The following is a 24,609-nucleotide window of genomic DNA, read 5'->3' on the forward strand; positions in this document are numbered from 1 at the left end:
AAGGGCCGTGGAGGAGTCAGGGCCGGGTTCCCGTTCGCGGGAGCCCGGCCCTCGGCGTTGTCAGCGGTCAGGTCGCTCGGTCCACGCCCTCGGGCGCAACGGGAGGCCGGAGACGCCGTCCTCCGGGGTCCGCACGGCGAGGATCTGGTTGACGCCGATGCGGTTGCGCTCGAAGGAGACGGCGGAGGCGGCCATGTAGAGGCGCCAGACGCGGGCCCGGCCCGGGGAGGTGAGCCGTCCGGCCTCGGCCCACCGGCCCTCCAGGTTGGCCACCCACTGCCGCAGGGTGAGGGCGTAGTGCTCACGGATGGCCTCGACGTCGCGCACCTCGAACCCGGCCTCTTCGAGGGCGCTGGTGGTACGGCCGACGGGCGCGAGTTCACCGTCGGGGAAGACGTACCGGTCGATGAAGTCGTCGACGCGGTAGGCGGCTTCGTTCGTCTCGGGGCGGCGGGAGATCTGGTGGTTCAGGAGGCGGCCGCCGGGCTTGAGCAGGGCGTACAGCTCGCCGGCGTACTCGCGGTAGCGGACCTGGCCGACGTGCTCGGCCATCCCGATGGACGAAATCGCGTCGTACGGCCCGTCCCTGACGTCCCGGTAGTCCTGGACGCGGATCTCGACCAGGTCGGTCAGGCCCTCGTCGGCGATGCGCTTGCGGGCGTAGGCGGCCTGCTCGGTGGAGAGGGTGACGCCGACGACACGGGCGCCGTACTTGCGGGCCGCGTGGATGGCCATGGAGCCCCAGCCGCAGCCCACGTCGAGCAGCCGGTCGCCCTCCTTGAGGGCCAGCTTGCGGCAGACGAGGTCGAGCTTGGCGGTCTGCGCCTCTTCGAGGGTGCCGTCCTCGGACCAGTAGGCGCACGAGTAGACCATGGACGGCCCGAGGACCAGTTCGTAGAAGTCGTTGCCGACGTCGTAGTGGTGGCTGATGACCGCCTTGTCGCGCCGCTTGGTGTGCAGGGGGCCGGTACGGAGCCTGACCTCTTCGGCGGGCGGCCGGGGCGGCGGCCAGGGGCCGGCGAGCTGGAGGAGGGTGCGGGCGGCGGCGCGGAGTCTGGGGTCGCGTACGGAGCGCACGGCGCCCTCGGCGTCGGCACCGCGCTCCCAGAGGAGGCCGGCGAGCCGGTCGAGGGCCTCGTACAGGTCGCCCTCCACATCGAGCTCACCGGCGACCCAGGCGCGGGCGAGCCCCAGCTCACCCGGCTTCCACATCAGCCGCCGCAGCGCCCGGCGGTGGCGTACCACGAGGACGGGTCCACCCGGCGGTCCCGCCTCACTGCCGTCCCAGGCACGGATCCGGACGGGAAGCGGAACGCCCAGCAGATCCTCGGCGAGCGTGGTGAGCCGCGACGCGGCGTCGGCCATGGTGCACACCTCCGTGATGAGGAGTCCCAGAAATGCTCAACACCACGAAAACACCGGGGGCGCGCGGTTGCAGTCCCCCTGCAGAGCAATGCGACGGCAAAATACGGTCCGTCGTCCCGGGCGTGCGTCCGCACACGCCCTCAGCCCGGCCGGGGCCGCCCCACGGCCCGGGTACGCGGAAGGGGCCGCCCGCACCACGGATGGCGGGCGGCCCCTCGACGCGGAGGTGCCTGGAGGTCAGCCGGTCAGGAGGCCTTGGCCTTCTCGGGCTTCGACGCCGAGGCGGGCGCGGCCGGGGCCGGCTTGGCGGCCTCGTAGAACTCCTCGCGCGGCGACTCGATGGCGCCGAGCGAGACGACCTCGCGCTTGAGGAACATCGCGAGCGTCCAGTCCGCGAAGACGCGGATCTTCCGGTTCCAGGTCGGCATCGCCATGCCGTGGTAGCCGCGGTGCATGTACCAGGCGAGACGGCCCTTGAGCTTGATCTTCACCTTGCCCATGACGATCATCGCGACGCCCTTGTGCAGGCCGAGACCGGCGACCGCACCCTTGTTGGCGTGGCTGTACTCCTTCTGCGGGAAGCCCCGCATACCGGAGATCACGTTGTCGCCGAGGACCTTGGCCTGACGCAGCGCGTGCTGGGCGTTCGGCGGGCACCAGGCGTTCTCGTTGCCGGCCTTGCGGCCGACGAGGTCCGGGACCTGGGCGTTGTCGCCGGCGGCCCAGATGTAGTCGGTGCCCTTGACCTGGAGGGTGGCGTCGCAGTCCACGTGACCGCGGGGGCCCAGCGGCAGGCCGTAGCGGGCGAGCGCCGGGTTGGGCTTCACACCGGCGGTCCAGACGATGGTGTTGGAATCGACCTCGAGGCCGTTCTTCAGCACCACGTGGCCGTCGACGCAGGAGTCCATGGACGTCGAGAGGTAGACCTCGACCCCACGGCCCTCCAGGTGCTCCTTGCCGTACTTGCCGAGCTTGGGGCCGACCTCGGGGAGGATCTTGTCCGCGGCGTCCACCAGGATGAAGCGCATGTCCTCGCGCTTCACGTTCTTGTAGTACTTCGCGGCGTCGCGGGCCAGGTCCTCGACCTCGCCGATGGTCTCCGCGCCGGCGAAGCCGCCGCCCACGAAGACGAAGGTCAGCGCCTTGCGGCGGACCTCCTCATCGGTCGTCGAGTCGGCCTTGTCGAGCTGCTCGAGGACGTGGTTGCGCAGGCCGATGGCCTCCTCGATGCCCTTCATGCCGATGCCCTGCTCGGCGAGGCCGGGGATCGGGAAGGTGCGGGAGACCGCGCCCAGCGCGATGACCAGGTAGTCGAACGGCAGCTCGTACGACTCGCCGACGAGCGGCGCGATCGTGGCGACCTTGCGGTCCTGGTCGATGGTGGTGACCCGGCCGGTGAGTACCTCGGCCTTGGGCAGCACGCGTCGCAGCGGGACGACGACGTGCCGGGGCGAGATGCTGCCGGCGGCGGCTTCGGGCAGGAAGGGCTGGTAGGTCATGTACGACCGGGGGTCGACGACCGTGACGGTCGCCTCGCCGTAGCGCATCTTCTTGAGAATGCGCCGAGCTGCGTACAGGCCTACGTACCCACCGCCTACTACGAGGATCCTGGGACGCTCCGTGGTGCTCATGCCATCGAGTATCCACCCGGTCGAGGGGGGTCGCTCGTGCGCCCCTTCACAAGGTCCTGGGGTACCTCTGCTACACTGCGCGGCCCACGTGACCGAGGTCATGGCGCCGCGGGGGAACCGCGGTGTAACGGAAGGCGTTGTTCACCCCCGTTGAACTGGGACGGCGAGCACCTTTTAACCGTGGACCGCCACCGGAGTTCACGCCTCTGAAACACAGACGAGGGCGGCTTCCGCACCTACGAAAGAGCCCCGAGAGGGGCTCTGGAGGCCGTTGAGCGGCTCCGCGACCCCCCTCAGGGCCCTTTTCCTTGTGAAGAACTTCACGAACTTTTCCGAAGGGCCGCTGGACGGCGCTCGGTCCGGGTGTGGATCAGACGAGCGAGAGGGCGATTCCGTCCAGAATGTCGTGTTCGGAGACCACCACCTCAGGGGCCCCGATCCGGTCCATGACGGCCAGCAGCACCAGCGCTCCGGAGACGATGACGTCCACCCGGCCCGGGTGCATCACCGGGATCGCGGAGCGTTCGTCGTGCGTCGCCGACAGCAGCCGTGCCGTGACCTCCGCGACCTGCTCGTAGGAGATGCGCGACCGGTGGATCGCCGCCGAGTCGTACGCGGGCAGCCCCAGCGCGATCGCGGCGACCGTGGTGACCGAACCGGCCAGCCCGACGAGCGTCTCCGCCTCCCGCAGCGGGACGGTCTCCTCCGCCAGGTCCAGCGCCGCCTCGACGTCGGCCCGGATCGCCGCCACCTCCGCCTCGGACGGCGGGTCGCTGCGCACATGACGCTCGGTCAGGCGTACGCAGCCGATGTCGACCGACCGGGCGGCGCGCGCGTGTGCGGCGCCGACCACGAACTCGGTGGAGCCGCCGCCGATGTCCACCACCAGGTACTCGCCCGAGCCGCCGCCCTTCAGCTCCTTGGTCGCCCCGGTGAAGGAGAACTCCGCCTCCTGGTCACCACTGATGACCTCCGGCTCCACGCCCAGGATGTCCATGACGCCCCGGACGAAGTCGTCGCGGTTCTCGGCGTCGCGCGAGGCGGAGGTCGCCACGAACCGGAGCCTCTCGGCGCCGTACTCCTTGATGACGGCGGCGTACTCGTGGCAGGCCGCGAAGGTCCGCTCCAGTGCCTCGGGCGCGAGCCGCCCGGTCCTGTCCACGCCCTGGCCGAGCCGGACGATCGTCATCCGCCGGTCCAGGTCGGTGACGTCACCGGTGGCCGGGTCGATGTCCGCGACGAGGAGGCGGATGGAGTTCGTACCGCAGTCGATGGCGGCGACGCGGGTCATTCCCCGGCCCCCTCGGGGGCGCAGGGGGTCACGCACGGGCCCTTGGCCCACCACTCGGGCAGCATCGCGATGGCCTCGTCGCCCAGCGGGTTCACCCCGGGCCCGGCGGCCAGCGAGTGGCCGACGAGCACGTGCAGGCACTTCACGCGGTCCGGCATGCCGCCGGCGCTCGGGAAGCCCTCCAGGACCTCGATGGCGTCGCGGCGCGCGATGTAGTCCTCGTGCGCGGCGCGGTAGGCGGCGGCGAGCTCCGGGTCGCGTCCGAGCCGCTCGCTCATCTCCTTCATGACGCCGTTCGCCTCCAGCGTGCCGATCGCGGAGGCCGCGCGCGGGCAGGTGAGGTAGTACGTCGTCGGGAACGGCGTGCCGTCGGGGAGCCGGGGCGCGGTCTCCACCACGTCCGGGTTGCCGCACGGGCAGCGGTGCGCGATGGCGCGCAGGCCGCGCGGCGGACGGCCGAGCTGTTCCTTGAACGCCGCGACGTCCGCCTCGGTGGGCTCGGTGTGTTCGGTCTGCGGAGGGGGCGTTTCCATGCCTGCCTTGGGTTCTACTTGCGGTCGGTGCGGTCGGCGGTGTCCACGCCGTCCCAGAGGTTGGAGTACCAGGGGCGGTCGGCCGCGCCCTGGTCGGTGCGGCGCTCGCGCGCCGCGTCGGGGTCGATGACCGTGTAGCCGGTCTCCCCGGGGAGTACGTAGTGCAGGTGCTCGCGGGCGAGGCGCTTGATGTACGCGTCGTCCTGGAGCCGCGCCTTCTCGTCGCGCAACCGTTCGACACGCTCGCTCGCCTCGGCCGCCAGCCGCTGCTGCTCGGCGATCTCGGCGCGCTGGGACACCCATTGGCGCATCGGGTAGGCCAGGGCCACCACCAGCGAGCAGACGACGAGCGCGAGGAACGCCGCGCGGCCGGTGAGCCGGGAGCGGCGGTCGTGCCGTCGGCTCTGGGAGCGGTAGACGCGGGCGGCGGTCTGCTCGCCGAGCAGTCGCAGCCTGGTCGCGGTGGAGAACCGGTCCCGGGCCATGTGTTGTACCCGCCTCCCCTTGCCCGTTACGTACGTACGTCCCCGGACACGGTACGGGACCGTGGCCGGGGACGTAGGTAACCGGGCTGTGCGACCGGGACCGGTGATCAGCCCTTGAAGCGCGGGAAGGCCGAGCGGCCCGCGTACACCGCGGCGTCGTCGAGGATCTCCTCGATGCGCAGCAGCTGGTTGTACTTGGCGACGCGCTCGGAGCGGGCCGGGGCGCCGGTCTTGATCTGGCCGCAGTTGGTGGCGACGGCCAGGTCGGCGATGGTGACGTCCTCGGTCTCACCGGAGCGGTGCGACATCATGCACTTGAAGCCGTTGCGCTGGGCCATCTCGACGGCGTCCAGGGTCTCGGTCAGCGAACCGATCTGGTTGACCTTGACCAGCAGGGCGTTGGCGGCGTTCTCCTCGATGCCGCGCGCCAGGCGCTCCGGGTTGGTGACGAACAGGTCGTCGCCGACGAGCTGGACCTTGGAACCCAGCTTCTCGGTGATGGTCTTCCAGCCGTCCCAGTCGTCCTCGAACAGCGGGTCCTCGATGGAGACCAGCGGGTACGCGTCGACGAGCTCGGCGTAGTAGTCCGTCATCTCGGCGGCCGAGCGGGACTTGCCCTCGAACTCGTAGGCGCCGTCCTTGTAGAACTCGGACGCGGCGACGTCGAGCGCCAGGGCGATGTCCTTGCCCGGAGCGTAACCGGCCTGCTTGATGGCCTCCAGGATGAGGTCGAGCGCGGCGCGGTTGGACTCCAGGTTCGGGGCGAAGCCGCCCTCGTCGCCCAGACCCGTGGAGAGACCCTTCTCCTTCAGGACCTTCTTCAGGGTGTGGTAGACCTCGGCGCCCCAGCGCAGGGCCTCGGAGAAGGACTCCGCGCCGATGGGCGCGATCATGAACTCCTGGATGTCCACGTTGGAGTCGGCGTGCGAGCCGCCGTTCAGGATGTTCATCATCGGAACGGGCAGCAGGTGCGCGTTCGGGCCGCCCAGGTAGCGGAACAGCGGCAGGTCGGACGCCTCGGAGGCGGCGTGGGCGACGGCGAGGGAGACGCCGAGGATGGCGTTGGCGCCGAGCGACGACTTGTCCGGGGTGGCGTCCAGGTCGAACATCGCCTGGTCGATCAGCCGCTGCTCGGTGGCGTCGTAGCCGACGAGCTCCGGGCCGATCTGCTCGATGACGGCGAGGACGGCCTTCTCGACACCCTTGCCGAGGTAACGGTCCTTGTCACCGTCGCGGAGCTCGAGGGCCTCGAACGCTCCGGTGGAGGCACCGGACGGAACGGCAGCACGGCCGGTGCTGCCGTCGTCGAGGCCGACCTCGACCTCGACCGTGGGGTTGCCTCGGGAGTCCAGGATTTCCCGGGCTACGACGACGTCGATGGACGGCACGAGCATCTCCTTCTGGGATGTGACGCAAGATGTGACGCATGGTGGTGCAGGGTCTCTTTGGCCTTGCGGCAAGAGCCTAACCGGCCCGGGGGCCGTGACCAGCCGACGCCCGCCTCCTGGGACGAAAAAGGGCTCACGCGTCGGCATTGCGGGCAAAACGCCGCGAAACTTACCGACTGGTAGCCAGGGTGTGCGGGGGGCCGCTCAGGAGGGCGGAACGGGAAACCCCGGTCCGGCGCGCACGGGGGAAGGGCGCGCCGGACCGGGGTGGTCCCGCAGGGGGTCAGCTCAGGTGGAGCTGCTGGCCCGGGTAGATCAGGTCGGCGTCGTCGACGATGTCCTCGTTCAGCTGGAAGAGCTTCTCCCAGCCGCCCGCGACCTTCTTCTCGGCGGCGATGGTGCTGAGCGTGTCGCCGGCCTTCACCTTGTACTCGCCGTCGCCCTTCTCGACCTTCTTGCCGGTCGGGGTGGTGACGGTCTTCTTGGACTCGGCCTTCGGCGCGGCCTCGGCCTTGGGCGCGGTGCGCTGCTCGCTGCGCGTGGTGGGCTGCTCGGCCTTGCGCTCCTGCTGAGGCTGGGCCTGCTCGGCGCCGCCGTCGTACGAGGCGTTGGACAGGCCGACGCCGCAGCTCGGCCAGGCACCCTTGCCCTGGCCGGCGAGGACCTTCTCGGCGATCTCTATCTGCTGGGACTTGGAGGCCTGGTCGGCGGTCGAGGCGTACGCGGTGCCGCCGTACGCGGCCCAGGTGGAGGCCGAGAACTGCAGGCCGCCGTAGTAGCCGTTGCCCGTGTTGATGGACCAGTTGCCGCCGGACTCGCACTGGGCGACCTTCTCCCACTCGGCGGCGGTGGCGGCCGAGGCGGTCGTGGCGCCCATCAGCGGGGCGGCGACGGCGACACCGGTGATACCGGCGAACGCGGCGAATCGGGCGGCCTTGGAGGGGCGACGGTGCTTGGCCTTGCCGGAAAACAGCATGGGACATCTCCTCACCGACGCCTACGAGGTGAGCTGTCGGGTTCGGGCGAGTGAGTGGCCCGGCCGCGCGGCACTCCCGGTGCGCGCGGCTTCACCCCAAGCCGGTTCCGTGCCATGTCTCCATGGCCGGGCCCGGCACTTACCTTGGGTCCCCCGCTCCTGCCTTCGGCGCATGACGCGACGACTGTTCCCGTCGACCGGCGGCAGGATTCGGCGTTCCGGTCGATGGGGCCCGCGATGGCGAGCGGTCACGACCGTAGACACAGACCACCCCGAAGTTCAAAGACGGACATCCGGGTCAATCAACCCTTATACACCTGCCCTTGACGGGCGTTTACGCAGGTGACGGGCGGATTGTGCGGTTCGGTCGGCCGCGGGGCGCCGGTTGGGGTGAAGAGATTCATGTCTCACTCCCCCGGAACCGGACATACAGGCTGATACCTACGGCTGATCCGTCGTCAGTTCAAGGCTCTGCCCAGGGAGGATGAGGTCGGGGTCGGTGCCGAGGGTGTCCCGGTTGGCCTCATAGAGGGCCGACCAGCCGCCGGAGACCTTGTGCTCGTCCGCGATGGTCCAGAGGCTGTCGCCGGGGCGGACCGTGTACGCGCCGGGCTCGACGCTTCCCGGGTCGCGTGAAGCGCCGTCACCCCGTGAGGCGTGGGCGTCCTTTTCGCGATCGGTGACCGAATTGCCGGTATCGGCGGGATCGGTGGGCTTGATGGCGCTTTCACCCTCGGGTGCGGCGGGGGTGACCGGCGCGGTGGGGTCGACCGGGGCCGTGGGGTCGGCCGGGGCCGTGGGGTCGGCCGGGGCGACCGGCTCCGTCACCGGCGTCTCCTCCTTGGCCGCCTCGCCGCGGTGCTTGCCGGTGCCGGGCGCGGGGCTCTGCGGCGCGCCGGGCGTCGCCGGGGCGGGCTCCGTGGGCAGGAGCGTCCCGACCGGGTCGGTCGCCCCGGACGGCTTCGCCGCCTCGGGCGCGCCCGGGTCCTCGAACGTCTCGGCCGGATCCGTCGCCTCGGGCGTGGCCGGGGCGGTGCCGGTGGGGTCGGCGTCGGGCGAGGCGGTGGCGCCCCCCAGGCCCGCGATGGGGGCGCAGGTCTCCCACGCCTTGACGCCCGTCGCGGCGTAGACCTTCTCGGCGACGGCTATCTGCTCGCCGCGGCTGGCGAGGTCGGGGCGAGCGGCGTGGGCGAGGCCTCCGTACGACTCCCAGGTCTCCTGCGACATCTGCAGGCCGCCGTAGAAGCCGTTGCCGAGATCCGCGCTCCACATGCCGCCGGACTCGCATTCGGCCACCCGGTCCCAGGTGGTGGCGTCCGCCGCGGACGCGGAACCCGCGCCGAGCAGCGGGAGCGCGATGGCGGATCCGGTCACCCCTGCCGCGACGACGATGGCGGGGGCTTGACGGGGTCGTCGGTGCCGGCCGTTCCCGGAGCGCATGCGGTGCTGCCTTTCGCGTGACTGCTGAGGTGACGGTGAACGTAGCGGCATTCGAACGTCAGTCACAAGTCGATGCAGCGGAGATCACGCGAAGATCACAGAAATGACGATCCGTCAGCTGACGTGTGTCACAAAGGGGGTGAACTCGACCGGGAGCGTACGCAGTCCACGCATAATGAGCCCGCCACGCCACCGCAAATCGGATGGATCCCCCGCAAGCCGGAGATCGGACAGGCGGGTCAGCAGCGTCGCGAGCGCGGTCTGCCCCTCCAGCCGGGCGAGCGGCGCGCCGAGGCAGTAGTGGATCCCGTGCCCGTACCCCAGGTGCTGGTTGTCGCGCCGCGCCAGGTCGAGCGTGTCCGGCTCGTCGAACCGTGCGGGGTCACGGTCGGCCGCGGCGAGCACGACGAGGACGGGGTCGCCGGCCGCGATCCGCTCGCCGCCCAGGGTGAGCGGCTCGGTCGCGAACCGCCAGGTCGCCAGCTCCACCGGCCCGTCGTAGCGCAGCAGTTCCTCGACCCCGGTCTCCAGCAGCCCGCGCTCACCGGCGGCGAGGGAGGCCTGGAGGCGTTCGCGCTGGCCGGGGTTGCGCAGCAGCGCGTACACGCCGTTGCCGATGAGGTTGACCGTCGTCTCGAAGCCCGCGAACAACAGGATGAACGCCATCGCGGCGGCCTCGTTCTCGGTGAGGTGCTCACCGTGGTCCGAGGCCCTGATGAGCCCCGAGATCAGGTCGTCCCCCGGGTTCTCCCGCTTGCGGTGGATCAGCTCCGCGAGGTAGCCGCGCATCTTCTTCACCGACCGGGCGACCCCGCCACGCGGCCCGCCGCCGTGGCGGATCATCATCCCGGCCCAGTCGCGGAAGTCGTCCTGGTCCTCGCGGGGCACGCCCAGCATGTCGCAAATGGCGTAAATCGGGAGCGGGAAGGCGAACTCATGGATGAGGTCCGCGCTCCCCTTTGTAGCGAAGTTGTCGATGAGCCGGTCCGTGAGCTCCTGCACACGCGGCGCGAACTCGGCCACACGGCGGGGCGTGAACGCCTTCGACACCAGCCGGCGCAGCCGGGTGTGGTCCGGCGGGTCGATGTTGAGCAGATGCGTCATCAGCTCGGCCTTGCGCTCGCCCGGAATGCCGGTCTTGCCCTTGGCGTGCGCGGGCTCGTCGTGATGCGCGGGATTCTTGCTCAGCCGCTGGTCGGCCAACGCCTGCCGCGCGTCCGCGTACCGCGTCACCAGCCACGCCTCGACCCCGCTGGGCAGCCGGGTGCGGTGCACGGGCGCGTGCTCCCGCAGCCAGGCGTAGGCGGGGTACGGATCGGTGGCGAACTCCCAGGTGAAGAGCTCGGGCACGCCGGCCTGCGGGACGTCACCCTCCGGGACGGCCGGGGCGGCCGGGGCGCCGTCGGGCGCGGCCGGGGCGCCGGCCGGGACGGTCGGGGCGCCGTGCGGGGCGGCCGACGCGGGCGGGCCCTGCGGGGCCGGGGTGCCGGCCTGCGGGGTGGCCGGGGTGCCGGGGGTGGCCCGGGTGCCTGGCGTGCTCGGGCGGGTGGGAGTACCGCCCGGGGCGGGCGGGGAGCTCGGGGTACCGGCCGCGGCCGGGGAGCTCGGGTGGGCGTTCTCGTCGTGCGGGGCGTTCACTCGTCGACGGTATCCGGCGCCGTGGGGCCCTCCGCCGCGCGGATCGCGTCGCGGTAGGCGCGGCCGGCCGCGCGCAGGGCCGCCTCCGGGTCGACGCCCTCCGCCTCGGCCCGTACCGCCAGGGCCAGCAGCTCGTAGCCGATGCCGTCACCGGACGGAAGCGGGACGTCCAGCCCCGCGTTGCGCACCCGGCTCGCGAGCTTGGCCGCGAGCGCGAGGCCCGGCTGGCCCAGCGGGACGCCGTCCGTGACCGACGCGCGCTGCTTCTCGATCGCCTTGGTCCGCAGCCAGTGCTCCTTGACCTCCTCCGGCGTCTCGGCGCGCTCCTCGCCGAAGACGTGGGGGTGGCGGTGGATCAGCTTCTCGACGATGGTGCCGGCCACGTCGTCGACGGAGAACGGCTCCTCCTCGTGCTCCTCGGCGATCCGCGCGTGGAAGACGACCTGGAGCAGGACGTCCCCGAGCTCCTCGCGCAGCTCGTCACGGTCGCCGTCCTCGATGGCCTCGACGAGCTCGTACGCCTCCTCGATGCCGTACTTGGCCAGGCCCTCGTGTGTCTGCCGGGACGACCAGGGGCATTCGCGGCGGATCCGGTCCATGACCTCGACGAGGTCCAGCAGCCGGGCGCCCGGCAGGTCGTACGAGCCGGGCAGCAGCTCCAGGTCGGGCATCGCCACACGGCCGGAGCCCGCCATCCGGGCCAGCCCGTCCGTCAGGGCGCGGTCGCCCTCGCCGGCCGCCACGACCACCACCGTGCGGCCCCCGGCGCAGGTGCCGACCAGCTCCTGCGCCGTGGGCGCCGCGATCTCCACGGCGACGCCCGCCTCGCGCAGGTACGGCAGCTGCGGGTGCGCGTCGTCGGCGCACAGGACCCGGTCGGCGGCGTGCAGCGTCCGCCACGCGGGCCAGGACAGCAGCCCGGGCGCGACGCGGTGGCTGGCGGTGAGCAGGACGATGCGGCCGGGGGTACCGGAGGTGTCGGTGTCGGGGGTGTCGGCGTTCACCCCTCGAACCTACATCTGCTGCTGCTTACCGATCTGCCGGATCCAGGGCGCGCTGTACTCACCGAGCTGGATCTTGTCGTTGTCCCACGTGCCGTACCGCGGGTTCACATCGATGTCGAGCGCCTTGGACGCGGCGGCGAAGACCTCGGTGAGCTTCTGCTGCCCCTCCGGGGTGTTCCCGGCGCCGAGCTTCGCGGCGATCTTGTTCATGATGACGTTGCGGCGCACCACGCTGTCGATCTCGTCCGGCGCGACACCCTGCTGCTGGAGCAGCATCGCGGCGAGCTGCTCCTCACCGCCGCTCTGGCCGGCGGCGGCCCGCCGGGTCTCCTGGATCTCCTTGCGGCTGACGGTGATCCCGTGGTCCGCGGCGACCTTCTCCACGACCCGGTCGAAGATCATGCCGTTCAGCTTCTCGCGGTTCAGGTCACCGGTGGCCTCGATCAACTGCTTCGCCTGCGGGGACGCCTCCTGGGCGGTGCGGACGTCCCTGACCTGGGCCTGGAGCGCGCTCACCTCGATCCGGTCACCGTCGACGACGGCCGCCGCGCCCGGGCGGGCGTCGCTTCCGCAGCCGGCCAGGAGCGGGGCCGCGGCGAGGAGCGCGGCGGAGACGGAGAGCGCGGTGCGACGGCGGCGATGCGGGCTACGCAGGCGGTGCAAAGGAGCCTCCCGGCGTGGGTCGTGCGTCAGTGTGAACGACCTTGCGGTGATCGATGGTATGCAGTCGGAGTGGCGTAGGCCACTACTTCTGCATGCTCACTGCCGACCAACGAAACAGGGCCGGGGTGGGATGCGGACCTCCCCCACCTCGGGGCGGCCGTATGACGCCCAGGCACGAACAAGAGCGTCGGCTACTGCCGCTGCACCTGTCCCTCAGCAGCCGGACCGCAATCGTGGGGCAGATGCGCGACCACCAATGCTGCCGCCTGGGCCGCCGTTGCCACATCACCCAGAGTGGAACCGTCCTTGCCGTACACGCGCCACCCATTCTCCAAGGGCCCGATCATCGCGAGGTCGTTGGAGAAGGGCTTGCGAGTGGTCCTGCTGAAGTGAAGCCACCCGTGGCCGGCGACCGGAAACAACTGGCGAAGCCTTGGCTCGGCATAGGCAGCCTCGGTCAGCTCGTCATCAACCAGATCGACCTCGGGGTGCCTTTCCCGCATGAGGCGCCACGCGGTGGCCACCGCATGCCCTTCCACGTGCGCTTCGGCGAGCGGCTCGAACTCGATGAACGGCCACACGGCACGCATCTCGCCCAAGGGCATGTCCTGGTTCCAGGCCTGTACGGCACCGGCCACAGCGAGAAGATCTGCCGTACGCCCCGTACCGAGATCCGCACCCGGCGCCCAGACGGTTATGTGGAACAGCCGGGAGCTCGGCGAGTCGGCCGCGACAAGGAAGGTGCCCCGCTCCGTCACGGCCTTGGCCCGGGCCGCCCCTCCCGGCCCCTCCCCCTGCGACAGGTTTCCGAGGTCGAACCCCTTGTCAGAGGCGACCCGCCGCAAAGCCGGCACAAGTCCGCCGGCGGCCGCGACATCCGGATACAGGGCTTGGTCGACAGCATCAGAGGTCCGGCCTCTCGGCTCGTCGGGCTGCGGAGGCACCATCACACATGTCCCATCAATCTGCTCAATCCGAGTGACTGGCGCTCACCCGCCGCCACGTCGTACGTCTGCGCCGAGTCAACCGTCAGGGGTCCGTACGCCGGCCGGCAACTCGGACAGTTGGACGCATCCCGCTTCGGCATCCGCCGCAGCCACTGCGGGGCCGAGAGTGTTCCAACACGTTCCCACGACAACTTCGTATAGAAGCCGTTGATGTGTCCGGCTCACCCGGTCATCCCATAGCTCTCCGGAAGCCCAACGCAAGTGGAGTCAGATCGATTCCACGTCTACGCCGTAGGCATCCCGGACATCGAGCAGGAAAATACCACCGCCGACGCGAGGAATCCGACGTTCCCACCAACCCCAACTGCCAGTGACCTGAAATCCTCCCTCAAGCAGCGATGAGAATCTCGCGTGGATAGCTGCAACTTCCCCGATGAACCACTGCACATCTGCAGCCTGCTGGATCTGAGGGTCGTCGATCACGGCCTGCAAGAAGCGTCGAATGGATAATTCGTCTCTATATTCGGCAATGCTGTCTTCGTAACCCTGCGCGCAGTTTTCGACCGAACTGAACCCACACTTCAAGAGCCTGTTGAGGCGTCAAAGAAGGCCTGCCCAGCGTTCGCGCCACACTATTGTACCGTTCTGCTAACACAGATCCCCCGAATTCTGGCATGTCCACAGTCCGACGCTGGATCGGCGTTGACTAGGAAGCAGCGGCCTTGCCGATTCGGCCGTCATCGGCTGGGACGACGTCGGCCAGGTGTTGCCCTGCCACTACCCAGCGCACGAAGGGCCCACTGGGCTGCGTACGTCCCCCGGGACCTTTCGCATGTCGTGCCAGTCAACGACTGACTGACGATCCCACACCTCGTCAATCTCAACGCTTCAGCCGTCCGGCGAGCGCTGAGCGAAACTCCTCAAACCGGCTTTCATCCGGATCAGCGAACTCGAGTACGTCCAGGGCTGCCTCGGCATCTCCGGCAGCGGCCTCTTCGTAGAGGGTCCAGAGGCCCTCTCGAACGGCCTCGACGCATTCTTCCTCTAGGTCCGGGCAACCCGCTTCCACCTCACTGCTGTGAGATTCTCCGGTCACGAGGAATGCGAGAGTGCTCAGCAGATGCCCGCGTACGAACTTCGGCAGGTCAGACGCAAGTGCAGCCAGCATTACCGGCACAGCGTGCGGCGCCACTTGGAAGAGCATTGACTGCTCCTCCAAGTGTCCATCCAGCCGGTACCCGACACAATCCTCGGGAGCTCGAGCCTCCAGGAGCCGGGTGAACGTCTCCGTCAAGTGAGCGGCTGACTCACCGCATCCACAGCGCAGCCTGGACCAATCATGGCGGTCAAGTTCAAGTAGTGCGGCCCTCACGACGGCCCCCCGATCATCCACGGCCCCTTCGGATCGTAGAGCACACCGGAAACGAAGTTCCCTGGCCCATAGTTTCCCTGACAGGTAGTACAAATCTCTTTTTCCTGCAACACCTTGCCCAGCCCGTCATCGAAGTCCTCGCGCCGAATAGCACTGGTGAAGGTAACATCTTCTGCCTTCCACCCAGTGAACTCAAGGATGTTCGGCTCGGCACAGCTACCATTGCCCGAGCACCCGACCGCGATGTCACCGGTATTCCTGTTCACGGCCGCAGTGTAGGTTCGGCTCTTCGCCTTACCAGTAGCGGATTCCGCAGCCTCGTAACGCAGAGCTGTGGCGTCCGAGATCCGTGTGTTCATGTCCCAGTCGCCCTGGGCTTGGTGAACGGTGATCGTAGGCTTGAACTTGCCCTTGTTGCCACGCGTGCCCGCAGTAACACAGTTGTGAACAAGGGCTGATGTCTGGCCGGTGGCCACATAGTACGTATGCGCCGTATCGACGCTGAGGTTGTAGACGGTGGCCTGCTGCGTCCAAGCCTGGACCGCCTCCACCTGGACCCACGTGCCGCTGCCGGTTTGAAGCCATTGCCCAGGCTTGAGCTCTCCAGCCTTGAGCCACTTCTCCAGCGACGGCACCCAGAAGGGGTGGCCAACGGTTGCCGTAAGGGTGTCAGTGGCATTGCCCTTCTCACCATCGAGATCGATAGTGAGCCTGACCAGGCGCTTCTCTCCCTTGCCCTCGATCAGATCGGTGACCTCTTGGGCCGAGGCTTCGCCCGTAGTCGGATCGGTGGCCAGCACCATGTCACCCACCTCGACGTCCTCGATCGGCTTGCGTGTGCCGTCCGCCATCACCACCTCAGTGCCTGGCACGAAGCTGTTCCCTGCGAGTTCACTGGCGAGCGTGGCGCACTCGACGGCGGACTCGACCTTGTCGACGGCGTCCTCGACCTTTTCGGCCGCCTTGCCGACCTTGTTCGCCGCCTTCGCGATGTCGTCCGCGTACCCCGCCGCCTTCGACGCCATCCGCCCGGCCTTGGCCGCGCGGACGAAGCCCGCACCGACGCCGCCCAGGGCGGCGCCCGCGAGGGTGGCGGCGGCCCAGGCGCAGGACTCCATGTCGCCCTGGGTCACGCAACGCTTGATGTCGTTGAAGCCCGTGACCTCGGCGACGACATTGCCGACCGACCTCACGCCCTCCCAGATCTCGCCCAGGTCGACGTTGTTCTTGACCGTCTCGACGACGCTGCCGATCCCGTTGACCACGGTCTTGCGCAGCTCATTGGCAGCGCGAGCCATGTCCTTGATGACATCGGGTGCCGCCGCGACGATCAGGGCCGGGAGGTTGGGGTCGCCCGTGACGATCGCCACGCCGACGGCCACCCACGGCTTGACCGCGGCCTTGATCGCCGGGATCGGGTTGTGCTTGGCGACGAAGGCCGACGCCGCCTGTGCCTGCCGGGTGACCGCGGCCTTGGCCTCGTGCACCTGGCGCCGTATCTCAGCGGCCTTGTTCACCGCCCAGTTGGTGACCTCTCTCTTGGTCACGTTCCAGGCCTGTCTGGCCTTGTTGACGGCCGATTTGAGGCCTGACTTCTCGTAGATGTAGGAGGCGCCCCGGCCCACCCAGCTCCTGAAGGAGTTCCACGCGGCCCTGGGGTTGTGCCAGACGTACGACACTGCGCTGCCGATGGATCGGGCCGTCTTGACCAGGCCGTTGCCCACGGCCCTCGCGCCCGAGACGAAGGCCCTGCCCACGGTCTTGGCGCCGTCGGCGATCGCATTGCCGACCTTGTTGCACCAATCGCACGACCAGTGGCCGTCCGGGTCCGAGTAGTTCATCGGAGCGCCGGCGCCGTAGGTGTACCGGTTGGCCAGGATGGAGGCGCCCGAGTTGTACTGGTAGGAGTCGCGCGAGCTGAAGGCCGCCGAGACCGGGTCGTACCAGCGGGCGCCCATGTTGATCTGGTCGGTGTCCGGGTCCGTGTAGTCACCCTGGTAACCGGCGTTGCCCGCCATGTCCGTGGTGCCGGCGGTACCGATCGGCACCCCGAAGGGGTCGTACGCCGCGGACTGTGCCAGTGAGGTGGCCGCGCCGTCCGTGGGCGACATGTTGCCCACCACGTCACCGTGGTTGTCCGACAGGGTCAGCCGCGCGACTCCGCCTTCCTGGACCGACATCAGCTCGGCGCCCACACCGCGGCCGTAGGTGGAGGTGTTGTCCTTCACCGGGTCCGGGGACATGCCCTCGTACACGAAGTCGACACCGTTGCGTGCGGCGACCCGGTCGAGGGAGTCGTACGTGTACTCGGTACCCGACTCACCCGCCTTCGTCATGCGGTCGAAGGCGTCGAACGTGAACTCCTCCGTCAGACCGGAGCTCGTGCGCGATGTGAGCGTGCCGCGCGCGGTGTGGTCGTAGGTGTAGTCCCCGTCCGAAAGCATCCGGTTGCGCTCGTCGTACGTGGCGGTCTTCTCGCCGTTCTTGACGCGGTTGCCGCTGTCGTCCCAGGCGTACTCGACCTTCTTGCCGTCCGCGGTCCAGGAGGTCATCCGGTCCGCGTCGTCGTACTCGTAGGTGTTCGTCCCGGCCTTGGCGGTACCGGCCGTGGTCTTCGACGTCAGGCGGTCCTGAATGTCGTAGCCGTAGTCGGTGGACGCCACCGCGGTCCCGCCGCTGCTCTTGACCGTGTCGGTGTCGAGACGGCCGAGATCGTCGTACGTCAGCGACCGCGCCTGGCCCGAGCTGTAGTTGATCCGCTCCAGTTTGCCGGACCGGTCATAGCCGTACCCCTGCTGGACGCCGGTGAGCGGGTCCTTCGCCGTGGTCAGCAGCTGGTTGGTGTAGGTAAAGGTCGCGGTGCCGGAGGCATCGGTACGGGTGGACAGCTGGCCGTCGCTGTTGTACTCGTACGTGGCGGTGCCGGACGGGCCCTCGGCCTTGAGCAAGTTGCCGCGGTCGTTGTACTCGTACGTGTTGTCACCCTTGGGCGACGATGCCTTGATCAGTCGGCCTGCGGGGTCGTAGCCGAACTTCTTCTCCGGCGTCGCTGCCTCGGCACCCGCCCCGGTCTCCCGGACCAGCTCGCCGGCCTTGTCGTATTCGCGCTCCCGCACCACGTTGCCCGGTGCGGTGATCTTCACCGGCTGGCCGCCGGCGTTGTAGGCGGTCGTCCAGGTGCGGTCGGCCGCCGCGGGGTCCCGCTCGGTGACGGGCTCGATCACGGACTCGGGCAGACCGAGCGTGTTGGTCGTGTAGACCGTTTTGTTGCCGCGGCCGTCGGTGTAGCGCGTGCGGTTGCCCAGCGCGTCGTACCCGAAGGACGTGGTGAGGGACTTGGTCTCCGACACCGGCTCCGTCTGGCTCGTCAGCCGGCCCAGCGCGTCGTACGCGTACGTCGTCGTGCGGTTCATCGGATCGGTCGACGACGTGACGTTGCCGGCCTTGTCGTAACCGAACGTCATCTTGCGCAGCTGGCTGTTGGCCGGGTCCATGTCGGAGTCCTCGACGACCCGGCCGAGCTGGTCGTACATCTTCGCCGAGGTGCGGCCCTTGCCGTCGGTGGTGCGCACCTCACGGCCGAGGGCGTCGTAGCCGAACTGGGTGGTCACGCCGCTCGGCTGAACGACCTTGGTGATCTGGCTCAGCGTGTCGTAGGTGTACTGGGTGACGCCACCGCCCGGGTTTGTCTGCCTGACCACGTTGCCCGCGTCGTCGTACTCGCTGCGCGTGGTGAAGGCGCCCGGGACGGGCTTGCGCTCGATGGACGTCTGGGTGACCGGGCGGTCCAGGTCGTCATAGGTGGTCTCGGCTCGCGCCCCGTTGGGGTCGGTGACCGTGAGCACCTGGTTGGTGCGGGTGTAGGTGTACTTCCACTGGGCCCGCTCCTCGCCGGTTCCGACCGGGACGTCCTTGATGGTGACCCGGTTCTGGCGGTCGTATGTGAGCTTCGTCGTGCGGCCCAGCGGGTCGGTCGTCTCGATGACGTTGCCGAGCGCGTCGTACTTGTTGGTGACGGTCGGCGTCACGGGTGCGTTCGCGCCCGGTGCCGTGTAGGCCGGGGCCCTGGCCGACACCGCGCGCCCGAGGCGGTCGTAGACGGTCCTGTTGGTGTTGCCGAGGGCGTCCACCGACTCGGTGACCGCGCCGAAGGTGTCGTAGCCGGTGTACGTGGTGGGGCGCGAGGTGACCGGCGCCGAGCCGTTGCTCTCGGTCTCGACGGTGGGCGCCTTCGTCGAGATGGGACGGCCCAGTTCGTCGTAGACGTACTCGGTCTTGTTGCCGGCCGGGTCGGTGGTGGCCGTCAGCAGGCCCCGCTGGTCGTAGTCGTACGTCGTGGTGCGGGGGTCGGTGCCGTTCTCGACGGTCTCGGAGCGCCGGTTGCCGGCGTCGTCGTACGTGTAGCGGACCGTGGCGCCGGAGACGGCCAGCGGCCACGGCACGTTCGACCCGAAGCCGCTGGAAACGGTGGTCTCCACGTTGCCCGCGAGGTCGTAGGTGAACGACGTCCGGCGGGCCAGTCCGGCCGGATCGGTGACCTCCGACTTCACCCGGCCCACGGCGTCGTAGGTGTACTGCGTGACGAGTTTGCCGTTGGCGGCGGTCTCGGTCAGGACGTTGCCCGCGCCGTCATAGGTGTTGGACTCGATGACGATGTCGCGCTTGGTGCCGTCCGGGTTGTGGAAGCCCTCCAGCTTGACGGACTTGACCAGGTCGTCGCCGTAGTACTCGTACACCATGGTGCGGCCCATGCTGTCCGTCTCACGGGCCACGCGCCCGCCCATGTCGTACGCGTACGACTTGAGGACCGTGTGGTCGTCGTCGCCGCCGTCGTCCTCCCAGTCGCGCAGCCGTGTCTCGGCGAGCATGTTGCGCGCGGTGTAGAGGTACTCGTACCGGTTGCCGTTGGCGTCGACCATGGACGTCTTGTTGCCGAAGACGTCGTATGTGTACGAGGTCTCGTTGCCCTCGGCGTCCGTGATCTTCTCGGGACGGCCGCGGTCGTCCAGATCGAAGGTCATCACACGCGAGGCGTCGCCGCCCAGGAGGTCACTGACCTCGGTCCGTATCACGTTGCCGTCGGCGTCGTACGCAGTGACCGTCTTCTGCTGGTGCTTGCCGAGCGTGACGACGTTGGTCGCTGCCGCGTCCGTCGTCGAGGTGAGCCGCGACAGCTTGTCGTAGGTGTACGTCCGCGTCACACCGGCGGGCTGGGCGGTCGTGACGGAGGTCTCGGTGATCTTCCGGCCGAGCGCGTCATAGGTGAAGTTGGTGACCTTGCCGGACGGCTCGGTCACCCTGGCGAGGTCACCGTTCTTGAAGTACTGGAAACGGGTGATCTTGCCGCGCGGATCCTTCACCGTCATCGGCAGCCCCGAGGGGGTGGGGCCGCCGTCGAGCGCCGGCTCTCCTCCTGTGGTGTACGTGTGCGCCACCGAGCCACCGTCGGGCGACGTCTGGGTCAGCAGACCGGCCCGGGTGTTGTACGTGTACTTGGTGACGTATCGGCTGTCCGTCGGCCCGGAGGAGCGGCCGTCACGGGTCTCCGTCGGCTGGTCCGCCCGCGGGTCCAGATCGCTCTGCGGCGCCGGGTAGGTGGTGTAAGCGGTCTGGCAGTCGCCGGTCGACCTGCACGTCGTGCGACTGGTCACGTTGCCGCGGTCGTCGTAGCCCAGCTTGACGGTGTCACCGTTCTCGCTGGTGATACCGGTCTGGAAGCCCTTGTCGTCGTACGTGAAGGAACGGATCGCGACGCCGTCGACCGGGTACCGGATGAAGTCCGGTTCACTTCCGCTGCCGCTGGGCGGCGTGGTGCAGAACATCGGGTCGCCCGGGTCCGGGGTGGTGCACACCTCGGTCGGTCCGGTCGGGGACGGAGACGGCGAGGCGGTGACCGGCTCGCGGGCGCCGAGGGCGGTCGGCTCACCGGAGCGGAGCAGGTTGGAGGAGAGTCCGTCGTACTCGTAGAAGTACGGGGAGTTCATCGGGTCGCGGACCTCGACGGTGCGCCGCAGGTCCCTGTCGTTGCCGAAGACGGCCGGCGCGCCGATCCGCCACGTGCCGCCGTTGCGGTCGGTGTACTCGGTGACGCGGTCGCGGGAGGTGTCGTACGTGACCTCCGACGCGGTGCGTCCGGTCGGCAGCGTCGTGCCGGTCACCAGGTCGGCGGCCCGGCCGCCCTCGCGGTAGTGGCCGGCGACGGTCGAGGCGCCCAGCGGGTGGTGGTAGACGGCGACGTCGTCGATGGCGCCGTCGAAGGACTTGGCCCCCACGGAGCCCCAGCCCGGCCAGGAGGCGGGCGTGGAGGCGTGGGCGGCGCCGATCTGGTTGTGCGTGAGGTCGTTCTGGACGAGCTGCTTGCCGGTGATGGTGCCGGACAGCTTGCCGTCCAGGTAGAGGCTCTGGGTGGAGCCGGACACGGACAGCACGGCGTGGTGCCAGCGTCCGTCGTTGACGTTCTTGGTGATGTCGGTGATGGGCTGGACGGCGCCGGTCCAGAACTGTCCGCGCAGCTTGCCGTCCGTACCGACGTACAGCATCGGGACACCGGTGGTCGGGGCGGTGCCCCAGGCTTTGTTCTGGTAGCCGACGAGCGGGCCGCCGACACCGGTGGCGACCGTCCTGAACCAGACCTCGACGGCGGCGTCCCGGCTCTTCTTAAGCGTGCCGGCGGGCAGGCTCACCCGGGAGGTGCTGCCGTTGAAGCCGGCGGCGGTGCCGGGGTCACCCGCGATGGCGCCGGCGGCCTTGAGCGTGACGTTGGTGTACGTACCGCGGTCCTTGCCGAGGTTGGCCACGTTGGCGCTCTCGGCCGCAGTGCCCTCTTCCTCGCCGAGGCGCCAGTAGGACTCGGGGCGCGAGTCGAGGACGGTAGTGCGATAGTGGCTGCCGGTGCCGTAGGTGTACTGGGTGCAGGCGTCCTGCGGGTCGCACACCTTGGTCAGCAAGTCACCGGTGTAGGTGTAGTTCCAGCTCAGCGCTGCCCCGTTGACGGCGTTCGTCGACACCTTGGTGACATGCGCACCGGTCCAGGTGAAGGTCAGCGAGCGGCCGGAGCGGCTGTTGACCGCGGTGGCGAGCTTTCCGGCCGAGTACGTGTAGGTGACGGACGTCGAGTAGGCGTCGGTGACCTTGGTCAGCAGACCGGTGGAGCTGAAGTCGTAGGTGGTGCCGGACTTGTCCTGGAGCTTGTACGCGCCGGTGGTCGTGTCCTGCGTGAGCTTGGCGAAGCGGCCGGGCGGCGGGGCGAAGGTGCCGTCGGCGTTCTTGCCGAAGCGGACGTCCTGGCCTTCCGGATACCGGATGACGACGTTTCCGGTGCCGTCGTCATCCGGCGTCAGACGGACGTCGTACCGCGTCGTCCAACCCGCGCCGAACGCGAGGTCACGCCGCGGGTCGAGGCTGTTGTAGGTCCGGACGAGGGTGAGGTCGGGCCCCACTCCGGCGAAAGAGGCATCGACGGCCGTCGCGGTGAAGTTGCCGACGTTGGGGTCGAACTCCTTGCCCTGCCCCTGGGAGAGGCGCGAGGTGATCTCGGGCTGCGGAACCATGGCGAGCAGAGCGATCTGCGCGGTCGGCACCTCGTTCGTCGCGTCCTTGACGAAGCCGCGCCACAGATAGGTCTTGCCCCACTTCAGCCGCCCGGAAGGAACGGGATAGGCAGAGCTCGTCTGGTAGGCGGAGGTGGTGCAGCCGGTCGGCTTACCGTCCTTGTCCGCCTCGCAGATCTCGAACTTGTACTGGAGTGCGGAGCCGGCCGGAGCGTCGATGTCGACACCCGCCGCCCACAATTGCGGGGTCAGCGTCTGCGCCTGATAGCCGTTGGGCGGGAACTGCTCCTTGACGACCGGCGCGATGTCGAAGACCTGGATGGTGAGCCGGCCAGGCGGGACCTGTTCGTCGGTGAAGACCTTGCCGCCGGTACGCACCATGGTGAAGTCGAGGAGATAGACCCCGGGCGGCATCGCCTTGATGGTGGCGTCCAGTGTCACTTTGGCACCGTGTGCCACGTTGGCGACGAGGTTGGCCGCGCGCTGCTGGCTGACCAGCTTGCCCTTGTCGTTATAGACACGGTACGCGAGGTAGTACGTGCTCGGCGTCCATGTCTCGGCGCCCTTGTTGGTGACGGCGATCCGCACCTTGCCGTTCTGGTTCTGCATGACCGGCGGGTCGGGAACGGGCTTCGTGAAGGCGTACGTGGCGTTGTACGGGCTGTGGGTGACGTACAGCTTCGGCGGGTTGGCCGTGGCGTGCCCGGTGAACCGCTTCCAGGCCAGCGAGTCGGTCGCTGAAGCGCGCAGCGACAGGCCGTGGTTGGCCTGGGTGCCGTCCGCCCATCGCTGCACGAGGTCCCGGCCGGCCTTGCCGAGGTCGAAGAGTTCACCGGCGGTCGGGCAGGCGGACTGGGACTGGCCGAAGCCGATGTGGCCGTACGCGAAGGGCTTCGACGTCAGCGCGGAACCGACGGAGGGGCCCGGGTAAGCGGTGCCGGTCCCGGCGGTCCAGGCCTGGGTGACCGGGTGTACGGAGACGGAACGGGGACGGCAGGAGGCGGAGTCGTAGTTCACGACCTGGAGCTGTGCGCCGAAGATGTTGTGGTGCTTCAGCTTCGTGTCGAGGCCGGGGAAGCCGAGGTAGGAGGCGGTGGCTCCCTCCGGGCCCTTGCCGACCTGGAGTTCGCTGGAGCCGACGACCGAGCCACCGCTCTTGACGTACATGGAGGTGGTCGCCGCCGTGGTGTCGACGGACGGGTCGACGCGCACCGGGAAGGCGCGGGCCGGGTCGGTCAGCCACTCCTGGTCAACATTCACCCGGAGCGCCTGGCCGCCGCCGTGCTGTTCGACGAGGTCGTAGCGAACGGCGTGCGAGAGTACGCCCTTGGCGTCCTCCATGAAGCCGGCCGGGATGACGGCCTTGGTGCGGCCCGCGGCGTCGGTGAGGGTGATGGAGCCGTCCCGCGCCTTGGCGGTGAGGCCGGTCAGCCGCAGCGGGAAGAGAAACTCGCCGGGCGCGTCCGCCGAGTGCAGGACCAAGGTCTCCTTGACACCGCCCGCCTGCGACTCCAGCCACAGGTCGGTCTCGGGCAGGACCTTCTCATAGGTGACCTTGTTGCCGTCGGCGGTGCCCGCACCGGCGGCGGCGCTGTCGAGGCCGTACCCGAAGACCTCCCCGGACGGCAGGGTGACGGCGGCCAGCTCGGCGGCATCGGCCCGGTCGGCGATGCGGACGTCGACCGCGTCACCCGAGTTGGTCCAACCGCCCGGCCGCTCGACGAGGTCCGCGTCAATGGGGCGCCAGTCGCCTTCGCCGTCGCGGAAGTTCAGCGGTGCGGTGGAGAGCTCCGTGGTCTGCGTGCCGTCCGCGTTCAGGTACGTACGGCTCCGGCCGTCTCGTTCACCGACCAGTTCCTTGCTCGTCCTGCGGTCGAAGCCTTTGAGCCGGGGGACCGGCGGGGCGTCCACCGAGACGGTGTTGCGGGCGACACCGGGGCGCGCCACCGCCACCGGAGTGGTCGGGTACTTGGCGCGAAGGGACTGGGGTACCTCACGGTTTCCCTTGCCGCCTACCGCGTGTGAGAGGCCCTCCGCACTGCCCCAGCGCTGCCCGGGCCCCTTGGCCTCGGCTGCGGCCTCCGGGAAGAGAGGCACGCCGACCCCGGCAACCGCGAGTGAACCGACGCCTATGACGACGGCGACAGCGAATGCAACTGCCGTGCCCCACCGGCTCCGTAGCAAGCGGTGCACGAGAAGCTTTCGGGCAGTCTTCCGGTACGCCGGCACGGTCCCCCCACAGGACAGAGGTCAAGAAGCTCAGTGATCCTTACGCATCTGTGACGCTCGTGTCGATTACTTGTGAGAACCATTGACCGAATGTGAT

General features: G+C 69.2%; 15 protein-coding genes and 1 riboswitch. All 15 genes read right to left on the minus strand.

Going from position 1 to position 24,609, the window contains the following annotated elements; genetic code table 11:
• Nucleotides 1-60: 60 nt before the first annotated feature.
• Nucleotides 61-1,365, minus strand: coding sequence for a cyclopropane-fatty-acyl-phospholipid synthase family protein (locus ABT360_RS08960; protein WP_351812960.1), 1,305 nt, complete (start codon nt 1,363-1,365; stop codon nt 61-63).
• A 245-nt stretch (nt 1,366-1,610) separates the two neighbouring features.
• The gene (locus tag ABT360_RS08965) at nt 1,611-2,996 is read right to left on the minus strand and encodes an NAD(P)/FAD-dependent oxidoreductase (RefSeq protein WP_351812963.1); all 1,386 of its coding nucleotides are present in this window, start codon (nt 2,994-2,996) and stop codon (nt 1,611-1,613) included.
• Between the two features lie 370 nt (nt 2,997-3,366).
• Complete coding sequence (locus tag ABT360_RS08970) at nt 3,367-4,287, minus strand: Ppx/GppA phosphatase family protein (protein ID WP_351812965.1); 921 nt, start codon at nt 4,285-4,287, stop codon at nt 3,367-3,369.
• Nucleotides 4,284-4,820, minus strand: coding sequence for a DUF501 domain-containing protein (locus tag ABT360_RS08975; protein WP_351812968.1), 537 nt, complete (start codon nt 4,818-4,820; stop codon nt 4,284-4,286). Before ABT360_RS08975 ends, ABT360_RS08970 begins: the two co-directional genes overlap by 4 nt.
• A gap of 14 nt (nt 4,821-4,834) precedes the next feature.
• Nucleotides 4,835-5,305 (minus strand): FtsB family cell division protein, encoded by a 471-nt coding sequence (locus ABT360_RS08980; RefSeq protein ID WP_351812970.1) that lies wholly within the window; start codon nt 5,303-5,305, stop codon nt 4,835-4,837.
• Between the two features lie 107 nt (nt 5,306-5,412).
• Nucleotides 5,413-6,693 (minus strand): phosphopyruvate hydratase, encoded by a 1,281-nt coding sequence (gene eno / locus ABT360_RS08985; protein ID WP_351812973.1) that lies wholly within the window; start codon nt 6,691-6,693, stop codon nt 5,413-5,415.
• A 283-nt stretch (nt 6,694-6,976) separates the two neighbouring features.
• The gene (locus ABT360_RS08990; protein ID WP_351812976.1) at nt 6,977-7,669 is read right to left on the minus strand and encodes a transglycosylase family protein; all 693 of its coding nucleotides are present in this window, start codon (nt 7,667-7,669) and stop codon (nt 6,977-6,979) included.
• A 3-nt stretch (nt 7,670-7,672) separates the two neighbouring features.
• A riboswitch (cyclic di-AMP (ydaO/yuaA leader) is annotated at nt 7,673-7,850 on the minus strand.
• A 260-nt stretch (nt 7,851-8,110) separates the two neighbouring features.
• Nucleotides 8,111-9,043, minus strand: a complete 933-nt coding sequence (locus ABT360_RS08995; protein WP_351812979.1) for a transglycosylase family protein — start codon at nt 9,041-9,043, stop codon at nt 8,111-8,113.
• 180 nt (nt 9,044-9,223) lie between these two features.
• The gene (locus ABT360_RS09000; RefSeq protein ID WP_351813138.1) at nt 9,224-10,459 is read right to left on the minus strand and encodes a cytochrome P450 family protein; all 1,236 of its coding nucleotides are present in this window, start codon (nt 10,457-10,459) and stop codon (nt 9,224-9,226) included.
• Nucleotides 10,460-10,743: 284 nt separating this feature from the next.
• Complete coding sequence (locus tag ABT360_RS09005) at nt 10,744-11,751, minus strand: nucleoside triphosphate pyrophosphohydrolase (protein WP_351812982.1); 1,008 nt, start codon at nt 11,749-11,751, stop codon at nt 10,744-10,746.
• A gap of 9 nt (nt 11,752-11,760) precedes the next feature.
• On the minus strand, nt 11,761-12,414 hold the full coding sequence (locus ABT360_RS09010; RefSeq protein WP_351812985.1) for a SurA N-terminal domain-containing protein: 654 nt from the start codon (nt 12,412-12,414) through the stop codon (nt 11,761-11,763).
• A gap of 191 nt (nt 12,415-12,605) precedes the next feature.
• Nucleotides 12,606-13,361, minus strand: coding sequence for a DUF6193 family natural product biosynthesis protein (locus tag ABT360_RS09015; RefSeq protein WP_351812987.1), 756 nt, complete (start codon nt 13,359-13,361; stop codon nt 12,606-12,608).
• Nucleotides 13,362-13,628: 267 nt separating this feature from the next.
• Nucleotides 13,629-13,946 (minus strand): hypothetical protein, encoded by a 318-nt coding sequence (locus tag ABT360_RS09020; protein WP_351812990.1) that lies wholly within the window; start codon nt 13,944-13,946, stop codon nt 13,629-13,631.
• 295 nt (nt 13,947-14,241) lie between these two features.
• Entirely contained in the window at nt 14,242-14,565 is a 324-nt protein-coding gene (locus ABT360_RS09025) for a hypothetical protein (RefSeq protein ID WP_351812993.1), read from the minus strand.
• Nucleotides 14,566-14,729: 164 nt separating this feature from the next.
• Entirely contained in the window at nt 14,730-24,380 is a 9,651-nt protein-coding gene (locus ABT360_RS09030; RefSeq protein WP_351812996.1) for a polymorphic toxin-type HINT domain-containing protein, read from the minus strand.
• Nucleotides 24,381-24,609: the final 229 nt, after the last annotated feature.

It is taken from the genome of Streptomyces sp. NPDC000229 (assembly GCF_040300825.1).
GTDB lineage: Bacteria > Actinomycetota > Actinomycetes > Streptomycetales > Streptomycetaceae > Streptomyces.

Excerpts from the sequence above, each read along its gene's own strand:
- ABT360_RS08960 (WP_351812960.1), bottom strand. The coding sequence starts at position 1,365 with ATGGCCGACGCCGCGTCGCGGCTCACCACGCTCGCCGAGGATCTGCTG.
- ABT360_RS08965 (WP_351812963.1), bottom strand. The coding sequence starts at position 2,996 with ATGAGCACCACGGAGCGTCCCAGGATCCTCGTAGTAGGCGGTGGGTAC.
- ABT360_RS08970 (WP_351812965.1), bottom strand. The coding sequence starts at position 4,287 with ATGACCCGCGTCGCCGCCATCGACTGCGGTACGAACTCCATCCGCCTC.
- ABT360_RS08975 (WP_351812968.1), bottom strand. The coding sequence starts at position 4,820 with ATGGAAACGCCCCCTCCGCAGACCGAACACACCGAGCCCACCGAGGCG.
- ABT360_RS08980 (WP_351812970.1), bottom strand. The coding sequence starts at position 5,305 with ATGGCCCGGGACCGGTTCTCCACCGCGACCAGGCTGCGACTGCTCGGC.
- ABT360_RS08990 (WP_351812976.1), bottom strand. The coding sequence starts at position 7,669 with ATGCTGTTTTCCGGCAAGGCCAAGCACCGTCGCCCCTCCAAGGCCGCC.
- ABT360_RS09015 (WP_351812987.1), bottom strand. The coding sequence starts at position 13,361 with ATGGTGCCTCCGCAGCCCGACGAGCCGAGAGGCCGGACCTCTGATGCT.
- ABT360_RS09025 (WP_351812993.1), bottom strand. The coding sequence starts at position 14,565 with ATGCTCTTCCAAGTGGCGCCGCACGCTGTGCCGGTAATGCTGGCTGCA.